The organism is Methylophaga sp. UBA2689, from assembly GCA_002354555.1.
GTDB lineage: Bacteria > Pseudomonadota > Gammaproteobacteria > Nitrosococcales > Methylophagaceae > Methylophaga.
Window position 1 is genome coordinate 1 of the sequence record DELT01000045.1, and the last position, 19,142, is coordinate 19,142.

At 43.8% G+C, this 19,142-nt stretch carries 17 protein-coding genes and 1 riboswitch; of the genes, 2 read left to right on the forward strand and 15 right to left on the reverse strand.

Translation table 11 applies throughout. From position 1 onward, the window contains the following. Positions 1 to 146: 146 nt before the first annotated feature. The gene (gene lexA, locus B3M51_RS04875) at positions 147 to 749 is read right to left on the reverse strand and encodes a transcriptional repressor LexA (protein WP_292480911.1); all 603 of its coding nucleotides are present in this window, start codon (positions 747 to 749) and stop codon (positions 147 to 149) included. Positions 750 to 1,920: 1,171 nt separating this feature from the next. On the opposite strand from lexA, the gene B3M51_RS04880 reads away from it, so the two are divergent. Together B3M51_RS04880 and ppsA are read left to right on the forward strand one after the other, a co-directional pair. Beyond that, on the forward strand, positions 1,921 to 2,811 hold the full coding sequence (locus tag B3M51_RS04880) for a pyruvate, water dikinase regulatory protein (protein ID WP_292757226.1): 891 nt from the start codon (positions 1,921 to 1,923) through the stop codon (positions 2,809 to 2,811). 7 nt (positions 2,812 to 2,818) lie between these two features. After that, positions 2,819 to 5,176 (forward strand): phosphoenolpyruvate synthase, encoded by a 2,358-nt coding sequence (gene ppsA, locus B3M51_RS04885; RefSeq protein WP_292757228.1) that lies wholly within the window; start codon positions 2,819 to 2,821, stop codon positions 5,174 to 5,176. A gap of 74 nt (positions 5,177 to 5,250) precedes the next feature. Here the strand turns inward: ppsA and B3M51_RS04890 are convergent, their stop codons facing one another. From B3M51_RS04890 to lepA, 14 genes are all read right to left on the reverse strand, one after another. Beyond that, positions 5,251 to 6,420 (reverse strand): DNA alkylation repair protein, encoded by a 1,170-nt coding sequence (locus B3M51_RS04890; RefSeq protein ID WP_292757230.1) that lies wholly within the window; start codon positions 6,418 to 6,420, stop codon positions 5,251 to 5,253. 54 nt (positions 6,421 to 6,474) lie between these two features. Then, on the reverse strand, positions 6,475 to 7,221 hold the full coding sequence (locus B3M51_RS04895; RefSeq protein ID WP_292757232.1) for a choice-of-anchor K domain-containing protein: 747 nt from the start codon (positions 7,219 to 7,221) through the stop codon (positions 6,475 to 6,477). Between the two features lie 18 nt (positions 7,222 to 7,239). After that, positions 7,240 to 7,318: riboswitch (cyclic di-GMP riboswitch) on the reverse strand. A 153-nt stretch (positions 7,319 to 7,471) separates the two neighbouring features. Then, positions 7,472 to 8,800, reverse strand: a complete 1,329-nt coding sequence (gene rlmD / locus B3M51_RS04900) for a 23S rRNA (uracil(1939)-C(5))-methyltransferase RlmD (protein ID WP_292757234.1) — start codon at positions 8,798 to 8,800, stop codon at positions 7,472 to 7,474. An 81-nt stretch (positions 8,801 to 8,881) separates the two neighbouring features. After that, entirely contained in the window at positions 8,882 to 9,481 is a 600-nt protein-coding gene (locus tag B3M51_RS04905; protein ID WP_292757236.1) for a YdbL family protein, read from the reverse strand. Between the two features lie 11 nt (positions 9,482 to 9,492). Beyond that, a complete protein-coding gene (locus B3M51_RS04910) occupies positions 9,493 to 11,553 on the reverse strand; it encodes a hypothetical protein (protein WP_292757238.1) in 2,061 nt (686 codons plus the stop codon). Beyond that, positions 11,553 to 12,440 carry a cysteine synthase CysM gene (gene cysM / locus B3M51_RS04915; protein ID WP_292757240.1) on the reverse strand — a complete coding sequence of 296 codons (888 nt, stop codon included), beginning with the start codon at positions 12,438 to 12,440 and terminating at the stop codon, positions 11,553 to 11,555. The genes B3M51_RS04910 and cysM overlap by 1 nt, the downstream gene beginning before the upstream one ends. A 1-nt stretch (position 12,441) precedes the next feature. Continuing rightward, positions 12,442 to 12,822: a holo-ACP synthase gene (gene acpS / locus B3M51_RS04920; RefSeq protein ID WP_292757242.1), complete on the reverse strand. Its 381-nt coding sequence runs from the start codon at positions 12,820 to 12,822 to the stop codon at positions 12,442 to 12,444. Continuing rightward, positions 12,819 to 13,550: a pyridoxine 5'-phosphate synthase gene (pdxJ, locus tag B3M51_RS04925; RefSeq protein WP_292480930.1), complete on the reverse strand. Its 732-nt coding sequence runs from the start codon at positions 13,548 to 13,550 to the stop codon at positions 12,819 to 12,821. The genes acpS and pdxJ overlap by 4 nt, the downstream gene beginning before the upstream one ends. Positions 13,551 to 13,562: 12 nt before the next feature. Next, positions 13,563 to 14,282: a DNA repair protein RecO gene (gene recO, locus B3M51_RS04930; RefSeq protein WP_292757244.1), complete on the reverse strand. Its 720-nt coding sequence runs from the start codon at positions 14,280 to 14,282 to the stop codon at positions 13,563 to 13,565. Between the two features lie 12 nt (positions 14,283 to 14,294). Then, on the reverse strand, positions 14,295 to 15,200 hold the full coding sequence (era, locus tag B3M51_RS04935) for a GTPase Era (protein WP_292757247.1): 906 nt from the start codon (positions 15,198 to 15,200) through the stop codon (positions 14,295 to 14,297). Further along, positions 15,197 to 15,880: a ribonuclease III gene (rnc, locus tag B3M51_RS04940; RefSeq protein WP_292757249.1), complete on the reverse strand. Its 684-nt coding sequence runs from the start codon at positions 15,878 to 15,880 to the stop codon at positions 15,197 to 15,199. Before rnc ends, era begins: the two co-directional genes overlap by 4 nt. Then, positions 15,877 to 16,263 (reverse strand): DUF4845 domain-containing protein, encoded by a 387-nt coding sequence (locus B3M51_RS04945; RefSeq protein WP_292480936.1) that lies wholly within the window; start codon positions 16,261 to 16,263, stop codon positions 15,877 to 15,879. Before B3M51_RS04945 ends, rnc begins: the two co-directional genes overlap by 4 nt. 121 nt (positions 16,264 to 16,384) lie before the next feature. After that, positions 16,385 to 17,146 (reverse strand): signal peptidase I, encoded by a 762-nt coding sequence (gene lepB, locus B3M51_RS04950; RefSeq protein ID WP_292757251.1) that lies wholly within the window; start codon positions 17,144 to 17,146, stop codon positions 16,385 to 16,387. Positions 17,147 to 17,159: 13 nt separating this feature from the next. Continuing rightward, positions 17,160 to 18,956 (reverse strand): translation elongation factor 4, encoded by a 1,797-nt coding sequence (lepA, locus tag B3M51_RS04955; protein WP_292757253.1) that lies wholly within the window; start codon positions 18,954 to 18,956, stop codon positions 17,160 to 17,162. Between the last annotated feature and the right edge of the window lie 186 nt (positions 18,957 to 19,142).

A 19,142-nucleotide genomic window follows, 5' to 3' on the forward strand; every position in this document is an offset into this window, starting at 1 on the left:
AGCGCCACTCTGCGTTGCTCGTCCCTTATTTAGAACAACTAAAAGGCGCTCCTCGTGCCTTGATTGACGCTTTTTCAGCTCACAACAGAGGCGGAGATGAAAGATAAACAAGCCCTAGTTCAGTTTTTGGCAACATTCATCAGCATTCAGGGATAGGTGCGTAACTGACCTACCACAACGCCCTGGATGCTCAGTCGCTTTGCATCAATCGTAACAGGATCAAAGTCGTCATTCGCTGGCATTAAGGTAATCGTTCCATCCTGGTTGACCAGCATGGTTTTCAGGGTTGCATCAAAGCCATCGACCAACGCTACAATCATGTCGCCATGTCTGGCCTGCCGGGTTGATTCAATCACTACATAATCACCTGGCATAATACCTTTGCCGATCATCGATTCACCACTGATTTTCAGGACGTATCGACCCTTGCCTTTAAACATGATGCCAAGATCAATTTCTGATTCATCGGCTACGGCCTCTATCAATCGGCCTGCTGCAATTTTTCCCATCATGGGAAGAATAAGTGATTGATCGTCGCCCTCCTGCTCAATCAACTGTAAGCCCCGAGTTCTTCCCGATAATCGCTCCAGATAGCCCCCGTCAATTAACGCCTGAATATATCTGTGCGTGGTGCCTTGTGATTTGATTCCCAACCCTTCGGCTATTTCGGTAACCAAAGGTGCTTCACTATTTTCTTCAATGTAATGGCGAATAAAGTTAAGCGTATCTTGCTGTCTTTTAGTTAACATAAATTTTCTCCTAGCGAGAGAACATACCGAGAAGAGAAAATATAGAGAAATTACATCTTAAATACAAGCAAAATCTTTGATTTATCGTGCGTAGTCGCCATATCATTGAAAAGGTAGAAATACAGTTTATTTGAACTGGTATAATCCCCGCGCAAATGATATTGTTTTCAGTTAAAAATGAATTGCTACGGGGTAATCATGTTCAAAAAAATTGATGAATTTTTGATGCAAAAATTTCCACATATCATCTTACTCTTCACCGTTTTCTGGTTGGGGTTAGTGGCTATCGGGTGGTTTTTGTCTAAATAGTTACAACGGGTTTATTTCAGTTATTTACAACCCGGGTATGATTTGATCCAGATCAATGTCTTCTAGCCCAGCCAGCATGATAATCAACAACGAAAACTTGTTATTAAGCACCGTTGTTAAGGAGGAATATCATGCACAAATTAGAAGAATGGCTGATGGAGCACTTCATTGAGTTTATTGTATTTATATCAGTCGCATGTATTGGATTGGTAGCATTTGGTTTATTCATGTCCTGAATAGACCATTTTGTATACATCAAAGGACTGGACTCGTCAGAGCTATTAATCCGGTTACAGTTTGGCTATTTGTTAAATAGAATTTAACTCGCTTTATCGGATAGCTGTCTGAAAGATTGTTTTGGTAGTCACTATTTAAAGTGCCGGATGTCGTAAGACTGAATATGTTTCAGGTTACGGTTTGCTTTGTGATGGTAAATTGGCTTCGTTCATGTCAGAACAATCAAATTGCAGATCGTTACAACTTAGCTGTTAATCGACATTTTCTGTTAAACGTTACAGCATTTCTTAGCATTAAATAAATCACCTTATAATGCCTGCATTGTCAAATGAACAAATTTGGTGTAAACCCTCAAGCACCCTTAAATAGTATCTGATACACCAGTTTTGAAAGTACCAGATAACTTTATTTAGCTTTGTAAGCGTCGCTAAACTAGCTTTCTAAGTGCAATACTACAAAGTTGAATTTCTAGTGTTTCTTTGATGCAGGATGATCAGCGATACGTCCTCATAAATTACCATACAATGCGTTACCATCAATTGAACAAAATTGAGATTTGAGCTTATCTCTCACTGCCGTAAACTTTTAGTTGATCAATACAACCATTTCAGCACATCATTATCTAATGAACGATGTAACCGCAAATAATAGTCAAAAAATCAGAAACGTATTTTTTGTATCAGATCGAACCGGTTTGACCGCAGAATCGTACGGAAAATGTCTATTGGCGCAATTTCCTGATATTGAATTCGAAACAATTACGCTGGCTTTTGTCGATACCAAAGAAAAAGCAGAAGATGCCTGCGAACAAATTAACTCGTTATGTTCAGAATCTGATTTACCGCCGTTGGTTTTCAGCACCTTAGTGAATAACGAAGCTCAACAAATCATCGAGGACTGTGATGGTTTTGTAATTAGTTTGTTTCATCAGTTTATCGGTTCAATGGAAAAATTTCTCGAGGTGGAATCCTCGCAGAAACTTGGTGTCTCCCGGATTACAATAAGTGATACAACTTATCAAAAACGTCTGGATGCGATTGATTATGCACTGACGCATGATGACGGCATTCGTCCGGATCAGTATGAAGAAGCGGATGTCATTTTAGTCGGTGTTTCACGTTGTGGTAAAACCCCCACCAGTTTGTATCTAGCAATGAACTTCTCCCTCAAAGTGGCTAACTATCCGTTAACCGTTGAAGATTTGGAAGCTGCAGAATTGCCAGATTATCTGAAAATTCATCAGCATAAACTTGCAGGTTTAACGATTAAACCGGTGCCGCTGAGCCGAATTCGCCGTCAACGCCGCCCTGATAGTAATTATTCCTCTTTAGAGATTTGTCAGGCAGAATTAGATAAAGCAATGATTATGTTTGATAAAGTTGATATTCCGGTATTTGATACGACGAATACTTCCATTGAAGAAATATCCAGCCGTGTTGTTCGCTCCTTGGGGCTTGCGCGTGAGCGCATCCGCGAATCAACCATTACATTTAATAAATCTAACAAGTTAAGGTAGAGGTGTCATGACCGAATATGTAATTCCACTCGACAAATTGTGCATGGACGATGTCGGCAGAGTAGGCGGAAAAAATGCTTCATTGGGTGAAATGTTGCAGAATTTAGCTCCTTTGGGGGTAGCCGTTCCAAGCGGCTTTGCGACCACGGCGGATGCTTACAGAGAATTTTTAAAGCATGACGGACTACAAGACCAGATAAACGAATTATTACGTGAACTAAATGTTGACGATGTCGTTGCACTTCAGAAAGCGGGTAAAACCATCCGTGAATGGATCATGACCATTCCTTATCCGGAAAAAATGGAAGCCGCAATTGACGAGGCTTATGAAAAGCTAGTAGAAGAATACGGTACTTCGACCAGCTGGGCTGTTCGTTCATCTGCCACTGCCGAAGATTTACCTGATGCATCATTTGCCGGACAACAGGAAACCTTTTTGAATGTTTCTGGCTTAGACCATATCAAGTTTGCCATTAGAGAAGTCTTTGCTTCCCTGTTTAACGATCGGGCGATTGCCTATCGTGATCACCAAGGATTTGAACACAGCGAAGTTGCTTTATCTGCCGGTATTCAGAAGATGGTCCGCTCTGATATTGCTTCTGCCGGTGTAGCTTTTACTCTGGATACTGAAAGCGGTTTTCGTGATGTGGTCTTTATCACTGGCAGTTACGGGCTTGGCGAGATGGTGGTTCAAGGCGCGGTTAATCCCGATGAATTTTATGTACATAAAACCACATTAACCGCCGATCGTCCTGCGGTATTACGCAGAACTCTGGGCCAGAAAGCGCTCAAAATGGTTTACTCAGGTGATGCAAAATCACCGGTGAAAACTGTTGATGTTGATCACGAAGAACGTTTGCATTTTTGTCTGAATGATGAAGAAATTGAATCATTGGCCCGTATGGCGATGATTATTGAAAAACATTACCAAAGACCAATGGATATCGAATGGGCAAAAGATGGTAATGATGGTCAGATCTATATTGTTCAGGCTCGGCCGGAAACGGTTGAAAGTCGCAGTGTAAATGTTACTGAGCAATTTATTTTAAAAGATAAAGGTGAATTGTTGGCTCGCGGTCGCGCCATCGGTAGAAAAATTGGCAGTGGCCGGGTTCGGATTCTGAACAGCCTTGATCAAATGGATCAGTTTGAAGCCGGTGATGTATTATTAACAGATATGACGGATCCTGATTGGGAACCGATTATGAAAAAAGCGGCGGCGATTATTACCAATCGTGGTGGTCGTACCTGTCATGCCGCTATCATTGCACGTGAATTAGGCATCCCGGCTGTAGTAGGCTGTGGCGATGCTACTGAAAAAGTTGCTGAGGGTATTTCGGCAACAGTATCCTGTGCCGAAGGTGATGAAGGTTATATTTATCAGGGACTGCTTGAATTTGAACATCGTGTTCAGTCTTTAGACCAAATGCCTGAGTTACCAGTCAAAATTATGATGAATGTGGGTAATCCTGACCGTGCATTCAGCTTTTCACAATTACCTAATGATGGTGTTGGTCTGGCCCGGCTTGAATTCATTATCAATAACATGATCGGTATTCATCCTAAAGCGCTAATGGCAGCAGATAAAATGGATGCCGAAGTGCAACAGGTTATCCGCGAAAAAACCACTGCTTATGGCGACCCGGTTGAGTTTTATATCAGCCGTATTACTGAAGGTGTATCGACAATTGCTGCAGCGTTTTATCCGTCCAAAGTGATTGTGCGTATGTCGGACTTTAAATCGAATGAATACGGCAACCTCGTTGGTGGCGCTGAATTCGAACCACATGAAGAAAATCCAATGATTGGTTTCCGTGGTGCAGCACGCTACAGTTCTTCGGAATTTGAAGCCTGCTTTGAATTGGAATGTGAAGCAATCAAGCGTGTCCGTGATGTCATGGGATTAACCAACGTTGAAGTCATGATTCCTTTTGTCCGTACACTGACCGAAGCTGAAGCTGTCATCAAAATTCTGAAAAAGAATGGTCTGGAACGCGGCAAAAATGGTCTGCGTTTGATCATGATGTGTGAATTACCCTCCAATGCAGTACTGGCTGATCAATTCCTGGAATTCTTTGATGGCTTTTCAATCGGTTCTAACGATATGACTCAGCTGACATTGGGTCTTGACCGGGATTCTGCACAAATTGCCGCAGCATTTGATGAACGTGACCCAGCGGTATTGGCAATGCTGGATATGGCGATTAATGCCTGTCACAAAGCAGATAAATACGTCGGTATCTGTGGACAGGGTCCGTCAGATCATCCTGATTTGGCAGCATGGCTGCTTGAGCGTGGAATCAGTAGTATTTCATTAAATCCGGATACAGTTGTCAGTACCTGGCAAGCATTATCTAAACAGTAATACTGTTTACAGTGATTCCACACAAAATGAGCCCTCCGGGGCTCATTTTTTTATGGGTTTAGGGCGTGTTTAATTCAGCCAAGTACTAGATTCACCATAGTTTGGTTATGAACCACCCCATTGATAAGTATTTCAATGGGGTGTTGGCCAGCATAATATTGCCGGGTAGTCAGTTGTAAAAATCCGTGTGACTTTTTCAGATAAACACTTTCCCTCGCTGGCAATGTAATATTTTTCCATTTATAAACTTTGGCGGTGGTTTTGCCGTTGCTTTTGACATGCCATACACGATAATCAACTACCAGTTGTTGAGCCTGACTGGCTTTAGAATGGATTGACAACAGCATTTCCAATGTTTGCCCCAATGTCACATCTTGCTCAGTTAAAACAAATTCAACCTTAACCGCTGGTTTGTCACTGTAGCCCAGTAATGGGAATACAGATGGTTCACCTGCCTTAATCAGACTACGAAGCCCGTGACGGATAATCCAGCGACGTTGTGGTGTGGAATTTTCCAGCCACTCATGACATATATCGATCACACGCTGAGGATGATCCTTACTAATGTCATTTAAATTATTGGCAACCGATTTTTGAACATATTTACTTTTGTCATCTTTAAGCTGAGTGAGTATTTCAAATACCGGCCGCGGGTCTTGTTTTAATGCCTTTAAATGCCCGCCCCAAGGCAATCTTGGTCGCATTCCCTCTGATGCCAGTCGCCGGACATGCTCATTATCATCCTCACACCACCGCAATAATTCTTTAAAGGTCAGCTCAAAATGCTTTTCTATGTAAGGCCTGATAGCAAATTCTGCAGTAAACAATGGTGTCAAATGCTCTAACACATCCAGTGCGATTGTCGGCTGTTGCAGCCCTTGCTTTCCGGCATAATCAATTAATGGCCAGGCCATAAAACTATGCCAGCCTTTACCGGGTTCCAGATTGGGCCAGTGCTCGGCTATCTGCTTCAACCATTTGGCATTCACTGAGAAATCATTAACCAGTAGCACTGCCAAAACCTCACTAAGATGGTTTACTCGAGCTTTAAGTGACATGCCATCCAATTGATAGATGGCCATAGCCCTGAACTTATTATCAGGAAAATCCGGTTGATACTGTTTGATTAATCCAGCTAACGTCTCGATAGATTTGGCATTTATATGATCTTTTAATAAAGCTGGGGTAGATTCAGCTAACAGATCAGACTTTGCCATTGGAATTAACTCTCTTTTTTCAGACATAAAAAAACCGTGGCTCGAAGGCCACGGTTTTTATTTTACGGTATTACGAGAGAATTATGCTTGTTGCGCTTTTGCTCTTCTGCGCATTGCCATAAAGCCCATCAGACCTGAACCGAATAACCATACTGCTGCTGGTAAAGGTACTTCTGAAGGCATTGATGTAAATTGGCCAAGCAATTTTACTGTTTTGTCTTTGCCTTCTTTCAAGAAAAGTTCATCAACAAGTTGGATACCTTTTTTGGTATGAATTCCAAAACCTGTTAATTCAAAGTAATAATCTGTACCTTCATGACTTAAAAATTTAGTGGGCACAGAATTCAGGAAAGTAACGCTATCACCTTGAGGATTAACTGTATTATCGAGTGAAAAACCATATGTAAAGGTTTCAGAAAATAATGACGGTGAAGTGAAATCCAAAGTCAATGCAAAATCTACAGTTTCAGCCTGGGTACCAGAATAAATAATGCCGTTATTGAAATTCATGTAACCGGCAATAAAAGTCTGATTAACATCGGTATTAAAATTATTACCTTGATAAGTCAATGAACTTGGGTCTGAATAATGATCGACCGTAACTTTTTTATAACTACACCCCCAATAACAAACCTTTTCATATTCGTATGTAGAATGAGTGTAAGCACCTTCACCCCATGTGAAATGGTCGGTTCCAGTCCCAGTCGTTACCATACCAGATGGGCCAGTAGGATTCTCAAATGTTCCTGATGTGCTACCTTGGAATGTGGCAGCGTTGGCCGAGATAGAAGCAACTAAAAACGTCGCTAAAAGTAGCAAATTTTTCATAAAATTTCCTTTTCAGAAAAAAGCAACCCGGCTATCTTTTCATTAAGACCCGTGGTTTTCCGTCTCTTGGTTCACACCAAGGTTGGCACTCAGTTAATTAATTGTTGCAGTTCAGACTTAGAGCAACGGTGCCTATAATAGAGAAAAAAAACCTTAAAACTATTGTACCTTGGTACTATCAGTAGCTTTTTCGCTTAATTAATCACAATTTGTGATATTTTTAATGATTCTATTACTAGTAATTATTTATTCACTTTTTGAATAATGCGATAGATTCAACGTGACTGGTATGTGGAAACATATCCATGATGCCGGTCTGAACAAGCGTATATCCATATTGATTTACTAGCTCACCGGCATCACGTGCCAGAGTGGCGGGGTTACAGGAAACGTAAACAATAGTTTCTGCACCCAATTCAGCAATCTGACCCAGCACCTCAAAGGCACCGCTTCTGGGAGGATCAAGTAATACTTTTGTGAATCCTTCCTGTGCCCATGGATAATCTTTTAATTGGGTTATCGTTAGATCAGCCATTTCAAATACAGCGTTGTCCAAACCATTCATTGCGGCATTGCGCTGTGCATGTGCCACCAGAGATTTGTCCCCTTCTACCCCTATGACACTACTTACACGTTTTGCCAGTGGCAGCGTAAAGTTACCCAAACCACAAAACAAATCCAGTACCCGATCACTTTCCTGCAAATCAAGCAATTCAATCGCCTTGGCAATCATTTTATGATTGATACCGGCATTGACCTGGGTAAAGTCGCCCGGGGCAAATTCCAGTCTGAGACCGTCTTCAGGTGCATAATGCAGTTGTGGTGCTTCAGGCCATAACGGACTGACGGTATCCGGCCCGCCTGATTGAAGATAAATCCACAAATCCTGTTGCTGACCATAGTTGATCAATTTTTGCTTATCCGTTTCGCACAATGGATCCATATTTCGGAAAACCAAAGCTGTGTTGACATCATCCATCGCCACTTCTATTTGTGCAATTCGGTTATATGCTTCCAGGCCAGCGATCATCTCTCCCAACTCTTCCAGGCGTAATCCAACGCGTGGGTCCAGTACTTCACATTGCGTTAGCTCAGCCAGATAAGGCGAACCTTTCTCTCTAAAGCCGACCAGTACTTTTTCTTTTTTGGTTACATAACGGACACCCAATCGCGCTTTACGTCGATAGCCCCATAAAGGACCGGTTAACGGAGCTAACCAGTTCTCTGGTGTGAGTTGTCCAAAGTGCGATAGCTGTTCCTTTAAAGTGTCTTGTTTCAGGCTTAATTGAGCTTCTGGTGCCATATGCATCAAACTACAACCACCACAAACACCAAAATGCTGGCATTTTGCTGCAACGCGATCAGCGGAGGCGGACTCAACCGAGATTACTTTGGCCTCATCATATTTTTTATGCAGCCGGGTATACTTAAATGACACATTTTCACCCGCCAGCGCTCCGTCGACAAAGACGGTTTTACCCTCAATTCGGGCAATGCCACGACCATCATGAGAAAGACTCTCTATAGTTGCCTGAACAGCTTCTGTAGGGAGCCGTTTTCTGTGATTACGTCGTGCCATTTGTTAAACCTTTAAACGAAAATTACATAAAAAAAGTCCGGTCATACTTTTGCATAACCGGACTTAAACTTGATTGAAAATTTATTTTTGCTGCCAGCTACCGCCTTGCTGATACCACCAACCTTTGGTTGCATTGCTTATCCAGCGTCTGGCAAAGGTTTCCTGGATCTCAGATTCCCATTCAGGATGACCATTGGCACGGGCTATTTCAGCGTATAAGGCGTTACGATCCTGATTCTCTTCTGCAATCAAAGTATTTACCGTATTACGATCTTTTAATGGCACCGCAGAGGCATCACGCAGAGTAATCAAACCGTTACTGGTTAACCCTACAGCCCCAGTTTGATAAAACGGATGCAGTTTCTCATGGCGCTGTTTCATTTTTGCCTGCAAGGCATTAATCGCCGGCGAATTAATATTCAAATTGGCTTCTGCCTGTGCAGGAGTGACCAACCAGTTCAAGACCTGCATAGCAAGTGGTAGATTCTGTTTTAAAACACTACTGGTATCTTCCGATTCAGTCGGTTGTGGCTGGTTCGGGTTATCACGTCCCCAAACATCCTCAATAATTCGATCTGCAGCTTTTTCAGCAGCCGCTGCCGGAAAATAGATATTGATTGTCACGCAGGAAATCAGCATTAACCCTGCGGTACTGCCCATTAACCATTTTAATAAACCCATTCGATTTTCCTTTATTGAATAACTGGCCCGTCACTTTGACTGACCGCTTTTAATCTGGCGATTAATTCTGGCCAATCCACCTCGCGGTTATAACCAATCACATTAATCCATGGTGGCAGACCTCCACCCTTAACAATATAGTACCCCTGCTCTGCGGTTTCTATACCATCCATTTGACAGATAGAGTTCATCAAACGACAACTTAGACCAATTTTGCTATAGGAAAAATCTTCAAACAGGCCCATAAAGCCACGCGATAAAATGGCGGCCGGACCACCACCAATCTGCGAAAGATTATTGACGGCACGCTGACTTATTCGCCGCCGACCTGGATCCTCTTCTGGTGTCTCAAATAATGCATCAAATTGCACCGGTTGCCAGTTTGATAAGCGTAAATTATGGATACGACCATCTAATTTGCCGCTTATATTACCAAAATCGAAAGTATTGGTGAGCGTCTGTAGATCCAGACGGTTAATATCGATATTGGCATACAACTGAGGCAGGCTTCCGAATGGCTGTTGTAAACGGAGATCTCTAATCACCGTTGTGCCATCAAATAATTTCAGTAACAATGCGCCATCGACAGTGATCTCTTCATCAGCATAACTGACTTTGGGGATCATGCCGGACAATTTACCTTGAAGCGTTGGCCAGCCCAGTAAAGGACTTAATTGATCCATTGAAATCGGGCTTAATAATCCCTCAAACTGCCAGCTTCTTCCCTGCTCTTCATCAAGACTTAATTGAAAGTCATTCAAAGATAATGCTCCATCCAGAATAGGTAATGACAAATTGGAAAATTGAATCTGATTCTGACTCGCTTCTGCCTGTAAGGTCGAACCACCCAATGGCAAGGATAAAATAGAAGCCGAGTTCCAGCGTAAATCAATCGGTATCACTGACGCCTGATTAGTCCAGCCAAGTTTTCCTTCGAGGTTATCAATAGCAAATCGTCCAGCATCATCGACTATCGTGACCGACTGTAAATTCATTTGAAACTGATATTGCTCTGGCTGCCATTGCAAACTGGCGGTTAACTCCCCGCTGGTTTGCAAATGACTCAGGGACGAACCTGGAATAAACGGTTGCAGCCAGTCTTTATATAATTGTGCTAAATCGGTGCTGCTGAGATCCATTTGCAGATGCGTTAATTGCGCTGCCTCACCATTTAGCTGTGCATTGGCTGAAATAGAAGTGCTTTGTGCAAATTCAATATCACTTATCTGCCATTTTTTGTTGGCATTATTAAATTCTCCTTCACTGCTTAACGTGACCGATTGTTCAGACAAATCCAAAAATATCGGTTCAAAATAGGTCTGGCCCTTATCGATATTCAGCGTTTGCTGCCATGACCAGCGGTCATTTTCGATTTGCAGCGCCAGCTGTATTTGGGCCGCCAGGGCTTCGCCTGCATAACTTCCGGTAGAATCAGCAAACATTACATCTCTTAGTTTTCCGGAAACCTTTGCCGAGGTTAAGCGTGTTTGATGACCAGTAAGTTCTGCATCAACATTGATTACGGCATTGATATTCCATTGCGAAAGCCTCTCCAGTTGCTTTTCATTAACGTATGGACCGATAAACTTAAACAAACTGTTTAACGCAATATTTTTCCCGGTCAGCTCAGCTTGCCACTGTCCCTGTTGGTAATCTGCCTGCACATCCATGTTGCCTTGATCCAGCTGGATGCCTGTTAAAGTCAGTTGATAATTTTCTTCTTCTGCACGAGATTTAATATTGAAGGCTATTTTTTGGTTTCCCAAAAGGGCATGGCTGAAATCCAGTTGACCAGACTGACAATCTATTTGCCCGGATAACCAGCGTAAGGTTTCACAGCGCAGTCTGACATTTGATAGCTGACCTACTGGTTCGGTTAACTGCACCTGTTTGGCAGTGGCGGTAACCGCTAACCCTGTGGATTGTAAATTTATTTCAACTTGCAAATCAGTGATGTCGATTTGCTCACTCGACCAGGAACCGATTTGAATAGCCATCTGTTCTATGGCCCATACCGGGGCAATGGCTACGAATAACAATAAGGCTAGTGAATATCTGGCCCTGGCTAACATTAGTCTGCCGGAAACACACCCGTGGAAAGATAGCGATCACCACGATCGCAAATAATGCAGACGATCACAGCATTGTTAACCGTTTCCGATAATCGTAACGCAGCAGCAACACTGCCACCTGATGACACACCACAGAAAATGCCTTCCTCGCTGGCCAGTTTGCGCATAGTGTCTTCAGCAAGGTTCTGTTCTACATCCAGCGTCATATCTACTCGTTCCGGCTCAAAGATTTCCGGCAGGTAAGCGGCTGACCAGCGTCGGATACCCGGTATTTTCGAACCTTCGACCGGTTGAACCCCGACTATCTGAACGGCTGGATTCTGTTGTTTCAAATATCTGGAAACACCCATGATGGTGCCAGTGGTTCCCATGGCGCTGACAAAATGGGTTACTTCACCATTGGTATCCTGCCAGATTTCAGGTCCGGTCGTTTCATAATGTGCTAATGGATTATCAAAATTACCAAACTGATTCAGGACTTTGCCTTCCCCCATCGCCTGCATTTGCAGCGCCAAATCACGTGCGGACTCCATTCCATCGGTTAAGATAATTTCTGCACCATAAGCCCGCATTGAGGCCCGCCGCTCCGAACTCATGTTTTCCGGCATAATCAGAATCATCCGATATCCCAGAATGGCGGTGACCATTGCCAGCGCGATGCCGGTATTGCCGCTGGTCGCTTCAATCAGCGTATCACCAGGCTGAATATCGCCTCTCAGTTGAGCATGGCGAATCATGCTGGCTACCGGACGATCTTTAACTGAACCCGCAGGGTTATTACCTTCAAGCTTGGCCAGAATGGTATTACTGGTATTGCCGGGCAGTCGCTGTAAACGGACCAGAGGTGTATTGCCTATGCAGGATTCAATGGTGGGATATTGTGACATTCTAGCCTTCCACCAGAACAACATAGGCGGTGGCATAATCACCATCGTCACTTAGACTGAGCATAGCGGTCTGGATATTTTTTTCTGACAGTAACTGCTCGGCATAATGATTAAATACCAGTTCCGGTTTGCCCAGACTATTATTACGCACGGCGATATGTTGCAGGCTTAGTCCGTCACGAAAGCCTGTGCCCAGGGCTTTGGCCGTTGCTTCTTTTGCAGCAAACCGTTTTGCCAGAAATGCGGCTGGTTGCTGGTTTTTTTGAAACTGCTCGAATTCGCTGTCATCCAGAATACGCTGAGCGGCTTTATCGCCGTATTTGTTTAACATTTCAGCGATACGGGGAATATGCACTAAATCCGTGCCGATGCCACTGATCATGAATGCCGTGCACCTAACATCAGTTTTTTCATTTCCCGGACGGCTTCCTGAAATCCGGTAAAAAATGATCGTGCCACAATGGCGTGGCCGATATTCAATTCCACCAGCTCTTTAATCGCTGCGATGGGTCTTACGTTGTGATAATGCAAACCATGACCAGCATTCACCTGCAACCCCATAGCATGGGCTTTTTCAGCGGCCTGACGGATGATTTTCAGCTCATGTTGGGCTTCTGCCGCTGAACTGGCTTCGGCATAACGACCGGTATGTAACTCAATGACCGGTGCACCACAGGCTGCGGCAGCTTCAATTTGCTTCATTTCAGGATCAATAAATAACGAAACAGTAATGCCGGCTTCTGCTAATCGGGTACAGGCGTCATGCATTCTGGATTGTTGCCCGGCAACGTCCAGACCACCTTCAGTAGTTAATTCTTCTCTACGTTCCGGTACCAGACAGCAATCAGCTGGACGGTATAGTTCAGCGATGCCAAGCATCTCTTCGGTTACCGCCATCTCCAGATTCATTTTGGTTTGCAGAATATCGGCCAGCATTCTGACATCACGATCCTGGATATGCCGGCGGTCTTCACGTAGATGCAAAGTAATACTGTCAGCACCGGCTTGTTCAGCTTCAATAGCTGCCTGAATCGGATCGGGGTAACGGGTACCGCGGGCTTGTCTTAACGTGGCCACATGATCAATATTAACGCCAAGATAAATCGACATGATGTTCCTTAATTAATTCACTGCTTTAGGGCCGGCATAACGTTGCATTTCAGCAAACAACTGCCGGCTTTTCAGCGGTTTGCCATCCAAATGATAGTTTATTATCAAACGCATTAATTGTTTTGTTTCATTGAGGCTAACCGGATCACTCAGTTTTTCCTGCTGAAGCTGTGACAAACTGGCTCCTGAAATAATCCGTTTTCTGTCATTTGCCAGACAAGGCTGCAATCCTAGCTCCGGCTGATAACTGTAATGCTGTTGATCGGACACTGGCTCACCCTGACTATCGTTGTTCAGGTCCAGCCCATAACCTAATGCTTCCAGTAGCCGCTTTTCAAAAAGTCTTAACACTTGCTCAGCCTGATCAGCCTGCTGCAAACCATCCAAAGCTTTTTGATAAGCTTCAAACACCATTGGTTCCGCTTGCTGCTGGGTTAACAATCTGACTAATAATTCATTGATATAAAGACCGCATAAAGCAGCATGTCCCTGCAACCAATAGGGTGCGGTGGTCGTCTCAATTTTGCTTAATGTAAGCAAGTCACCTCTTCCAAACCAGTTTAGCCATAGCGGTTGGAATAATTGTAATGGGTTGTTGTGACGGCGTTTGTTCTGGCGCATGCCGCGAGCTACCAGGCTTAGTCGACCATAATCTTCGGTAAACACATCCAGCAAAAAACTGGTTTCCCGATAAGGGCGTTGGTGTAAAACAAATGCCTGGGTGAATTCCACCGTAATGCCTAATCAGAGATCGTCGTTATAGCCCAGATTTCTGAGCATGCGCTCGTTATCAGACCAGCCTTCACGCACTTTGACCCATAATTGCAAGAACACCTTACAGTCAAATAACTTTTCCATATCTTCTCGGGCATCCTTACCGACTTGCTTAAGCAACTCACCTTTTTTGCCAATAACAATGGATTTCTGACCACTACGTTCTACATAGATAACCGCGCTGATACGATACATACCGTTATCATCTTCAAACTGTTCAATATCAACCGTCAATGAATAAGGCAGTTCCTGACCTAAATGGCGGAACAGCTTTTCACGGACCATTTCGGCCGCCAGGAAGCGTGAACTTCGATCGGTGAGTTGATCCTCATCAAAGATCATCTCACCTTCCGGCATTAACTTATAGATGGACTCTTCGAGAGATTCCAGATTGATGCCTTTACGCGCTGATAAAGGCACGATATCGGTAAATTTGAATAATGCAGCCAGCTTTTCTACCTGTGGAAACAAAGTAGCTTTATCTTCTAATTTATCAATTTTATTCATCACTAAAATGACTGGCTTGCTGGTTTCCTTTAATTTCTGTAATACCCGCTCATCCTCTTCGGTCCACTTCATGCCTTCGATAACAAACACCACGACATCGACATCTTCTACCGAAGCCGCTGCAGCACGATTCATATATCGATTCATGGCACGTTTGCCATCACTGTGGATACCCGGCGTATCAACGTAAATGAACTGTCCCAATTCAGAGGTTTTAATGCCCAGAATGCGATGACGGGTGGTTTGCGGACGGCGCGAGGTAATACATAACTTTTGACCCAATACCCGATTAATCAGGGTGGATTTGCCGACATTGGGGCGGCCGATAATGGCTACATAGCCACTGCGAAAAGCAGGTTGATCATTCATAATTTTGACTCGATTAGCGTCAGGGCACGTTCAGCGGCTTTTTTTTCAGCCTTGCGATGACTGCTTCCCTGAGCCACCACTAATTTATTCAGCAAACTTACCTGACAAGAGGCTTCAAAAACCGGCTGTTTATCAGCAGATTCAATTTCTCTCACACTGTATAGCGGCAAAGGTAATTTGCGGCTTTGTAGTAATTCCTGCAAACGGGTTTTAGGATCTTTTACGGTTTCAGTGACGTCAATAGAATCCAAACGTTCATCATAAAGGCGCAGGATCAAAGGTTTGACGATATCAATTCCACTATCCAGAAACAGTGCACCTAGAATAGCTTCCACCGCATCGGCCAGAATTGACTCACGGCGGAAACCACCACTCTTCAATTCCCCCTGACCGAGGATTAATACTTCACCTAATTTAAGTTCGCGGGCTATTTCTGCCAGGGTTTCCCCTTTCACCAGGCTCGCACGTAGGCGACTCATCTTGCCTTCCTTGGCTTGTGGAAAACGATTAAACAGTTCTTCGGCAATCACGAAACTCAAAATCGCATCGCCCAGAAATTCCAGACGTTCATTATTTTTTGGATCAGCACTGCGATGTGTCAGAGCCTGCAATAACAATGTTTCATTTTTAAATTGAATGCCAAGTTGCTGGCAGAGTTTTTTCTGTTTGATGCTTGTCATCGATTTGTCGGTTCCGGTTCCACATCCACTTCGGTCACAAAATGCCCTACTAAATCAATGTGGGCAAAAAACGGTTTCCGCACTTCATAATCAAGCACTATTTTGGTGACATAAGCATTGCTTCTGCCACGGAATAATTCGATATTTTCTTTTTTTACGCTGGAGATATAACCGGTATTAAACCGTTTGCTCAGTAGCAACATCACTTGTTGATTGCTCAGCTTGTTGTTTTTTAATTCGGCTTCCATAGACTTCATGATTTGCAAAACGCCATAGTATTCCTGATACATCGGCACCAATCGCATGGTTAAGGTGGCAAAAAAAGCAATGATTGCCAGTACAATCACCCAACTGATTAGTGTCATTCCCTGTTGTTTTTTCATAATGCACTCCTAGGACTTGTTTAACTTTCCTCGCCACCACTGCTGGAGGCACCTTTCATCATACAAGGCGGAAATGACTTATTTAGATTCTATAAATCATTTCCAATGGAAAAACTCGCCTCTAGTTAATAGAGCTTCCCACCCTTGACCAGACCAAACCGCCCTGATTCCAATCCCAACTCATCCAGACAAAAAAGGCTTTACCAACCAGGTTCTCTTCCGGAACAGTGCCCCAAACACGGCTATCATTACTATTATCGCGGTTATCCCCCATAACAAAATAATGACCTTCAGGAACAGTCACCTCACCTTCCATTGATTGACGTTGTGGGTCCAAAAATATTTCATGAGGATCAGAGTTCAGAAATTCATGCTTGAGCTGTACTCGCGGCGCAATAGTACCCAGCATTTCTGAGGGTTTATCAACTAACTCCGTTTTAACTTCCTCACCGTTTATATACAGTGTTTTGTTGAAATAACCGACTTTGTCACCCGGTAAGCCAATAACCCGTTTGATATAGTCAATTTCAGGTTGTTTGGGATAACGGAATACCATCACATCACCGCGGTCTGGCGAACCGGTATCCAGAATCTTAGTATTAATGACCGGTAGTCGGACACCGTAGGAAAATTTGTTCACCAAAATAAAATCGCCTACATGCAAAGTCGGCAACATAGATTCTGACGGGATGCGGAAAGGTTCAGCGATAAATGAGCGAATCACCAAGACCAGCAACAGAATGGGGAAAAATGATTTGGCGTATTCAACAATCGCCGGTTCATTGTCATTTACTTTACGTTTAGGTGCTAACCAAAAGCGGTCCACCAACCATATCAGACCGGTTATCGCGACCAGTAACACCATTATTGCTGGGAAACTCACTTGACGCTCCTTATTAAGATTTCTTGGATAACTGCAATACCGCCAAGAATGCTTCCTGCGGCACATCCACTTTGCCGATGGATTTCATTCGTTTTTTACCGGCTTTTTGTTTTTCAAGCAATTTACGTTTACGAGAAACGTCGCCTCCGTAACATTTTGCCAAAACATTCTTCCGCATTGCCTTGACTGTTGAGCGCGCAATAATGTGTCCACCAATAGCGGCCTGAATGGCGACATCAAACATTTGCCGCGGGATCAACTCCTGCATTTTTTCAACTAGCTGACGACCACGTGAAACGCTTTGATCTTTATGCACTATCATCGACAAAGCATCAACTTTTTCGCCGTTAATCAACACATCAAGTTTCACCAGGGGTGCCGCTTGAAAACGAATAAAATGATAGTCCAATGAGGCATAGCCGCGACTAACCGATTTGATGCGATCAAAGAAATCGATCACTACTTCATTCATTGGTAATTCGTAACTCAGTGCAACCTGTTTGCCCATGTAATGCATGGATTTCTGCACGCCACGTTTTTCTACACACAGGGTAATGACCGCTCCAAGATAATCCTGCGGCACCAGCATGTCAGCCGCTACGATAGGTTCACGGATTTCCTCAACGGAACCGGCATCAGGTAATGAAGCCGGATTTTCGATCTTAATCACATCACCTTTTTTGGTGACCACTTCAAACACCACGGTCGGAGCCGTAGTAATCAGATCCAGATCGTATTCACGTTCCAGACGTTCCTGGATGATTTCCATATGCAGCAGACCGAGGAAGCCACAGCGAAAGCCGAAGCCCAAAGCCTGAGAGTTTTCCGGTTCAAAAAACAGTGATGAATCGTTTAAGCGTAATTTGCCCAGTGCTTCACGAAATGCATCGTAATCATCACTGCTAACAGGGAATACACCTGCATAAACTTGTGGCGTTACCGATTTAAAGCCCGGCAACATTTCAGTAGCACCATGTTGAGCCGTCGTTAACGTATCCCCTACTGGCGCACCATCAATTTCCTTGACCCCGGAAATGACATACCCCACTTCACCACAATTTAACGCAGTGCGTTTGCTGCGCTTTGGGGTAAATACGCCGACTTCGTCAACCTGATATTCCTGTCCAGTGGACATAACTTTGATTTTATCGCGGGTTTTCAGTCTGCCCTGCTTGATTCGTACCAATGAGATAACACCGACATAGCTGTCAAACCAGGAATCAATAATCAGTGCCTTTAATGGTCCTTCAGGATCCCCTTGTGGTGGCGGAATACGCGCAACCAATTCTTCAAGGATTTCATCAATACCCTCACCCGTTTTAGCACTGCATCGCACGGCATTCAATGCGTCCACACCGATAATATCTTCAATTTCCTGAGCAACCCGATCGGGTTCTGCAGCAGGTAAATCAATTTTGTTTAACACCGGCAGGACTTCAAGCCCCAGATCGATAGCTGTGTAACAGTTGGCAACACTTTGCGCTTCAACACCTTGAGCCGCATCCACAACCAGTAAAGCACCTTCACAGGCAGCCAGTGAGCGTGAAACTTCATAGGAAAAGTCAACGTGGCCAGGCGTATCGATAAAGTTGAGGTGATAGGTTTCACCATCTTTTGCCTTGTAGTCCAAAGAAACGCTTTGCGCCTTGATGGTAATGCCACGCTCTTTTTCGATGTCCATCGAATCAAGCACCTGTTGGGACATCTCACGTGCAGTCAGACCACCGCAGATTTGAATAAAGCGGTCTGCTATGGTGGATTTACCGTGATCAATATGGGCAATGATTGAGAAGTTTCTAATGTTTTTCATTGAATAGCGATTATGAACGTGTCGGAGGTTGAAATGACGTGTTGCAAAATGTGTTCAGCTCCATGTTTTAGAATGTGTTGCCAACGCGAAACACGCATCAGACAAATGACCCGGTATTATACGCACTTAACTGAGTTATAACGATAATAAATACCGCATTAATCAATAGTTTTGATGTGCTCCGGT

Coding starts and splice junctions, on each gene's coding strand:
- lexA (WP_292480911.1), bottom strand. CDS start 749: ATGTTAACTAAAAGACAGCAAGATACGCTTAACTTTATTCGCCATTAC.
- B3M51_RS04880 (WP_292757226.1), top strand. CDS start 1,921: ATGAACGATGTAACCGCAAATAATAGTCAAAAAATCAGAAACGTATTT.
- ppsA (WP_292757228.1), top strand. CDS start 2,819: ATGACCGAATATGTAATTCCACTCGACAAATTGTGCATGGACGATGTC.
- B3M51_RS04890 (WP_292757230.1), bottom strand. CDS start 6,420: ATGTCTGAAAAAAGAGAGTTAATTCCAATGGCAAAGTCTGATCTGTTA.
- B3M51_RS04895 (WP_292757232.1), bottom strand. CDS start 7,221: ATGAAAAATTTGCTACTTTTAGCGACGTTTTTAGTTGCTTCTATCTCG.
- rlmD (WP_292757234.1), bottom strand. CDS start 8,800: ATGGCACGACGTAATCACAGAAAACGGCTCCCTACAGAAGCTGTTCAG.
- B3M51_RS04905 (WP_292757236.1), bottom strand. CDS start 9,481: ATGGGTTTATTAAAATGGTTAATGGGCAGTACCGCAGGGTTAATGCTG.
- B3M51_RS04910 (WP_292757238.1), bottom strand. CDS start 11,553: ATGTTAGCCAGGGCCAGATATTCACTAGCCTTATTGTTATTCGTAGCC.
- cysM (WP_292757240.1), bottom strand. CDS start 12,440: ATGTCACAATATCCCACCATTGAATCCTGCATAGGCAATACACCTCTG.
- acpS (WP_292757242.1), bottom strand. CDS start 12,822: ATGATCAGTGGCATCGGCACGGATTTAGTGCATATTCCCCGTATCGCT.
- pdxJ (WP_292480930.1), bottom strand. CDS start 13,550: ATGTCGATTTATCTTGGCGTTAATATTGATCATGTGGCCACGTTAAGA.
- era (WP_292757247.1), bottom strand. CDS start 15,200: ATGAATGATCAACCTGCTTTTCGCAGTGGCTATGTAGCCATTATCGGC.
- rnc (WP_292757249.1), bottom strand. CDS start 15,880: ATGACAAGCATCAAACAGAAAAAACTCTGCCAGCAACTTGGCATTCAA.
- B3M51_RS04945 (WP_292480936.1), bottom strand. CDS start 16,263: ATGAAAAAACAACAGGGAATGACACTAATCAGTTGGGTGATTGTACTG.
- lepA (WP_292757253.1), bottom strand. CDS start 18,956: ATGAAAAACATTAGAAACTTCTCAATCATTGCCCATATTGATCACGGT.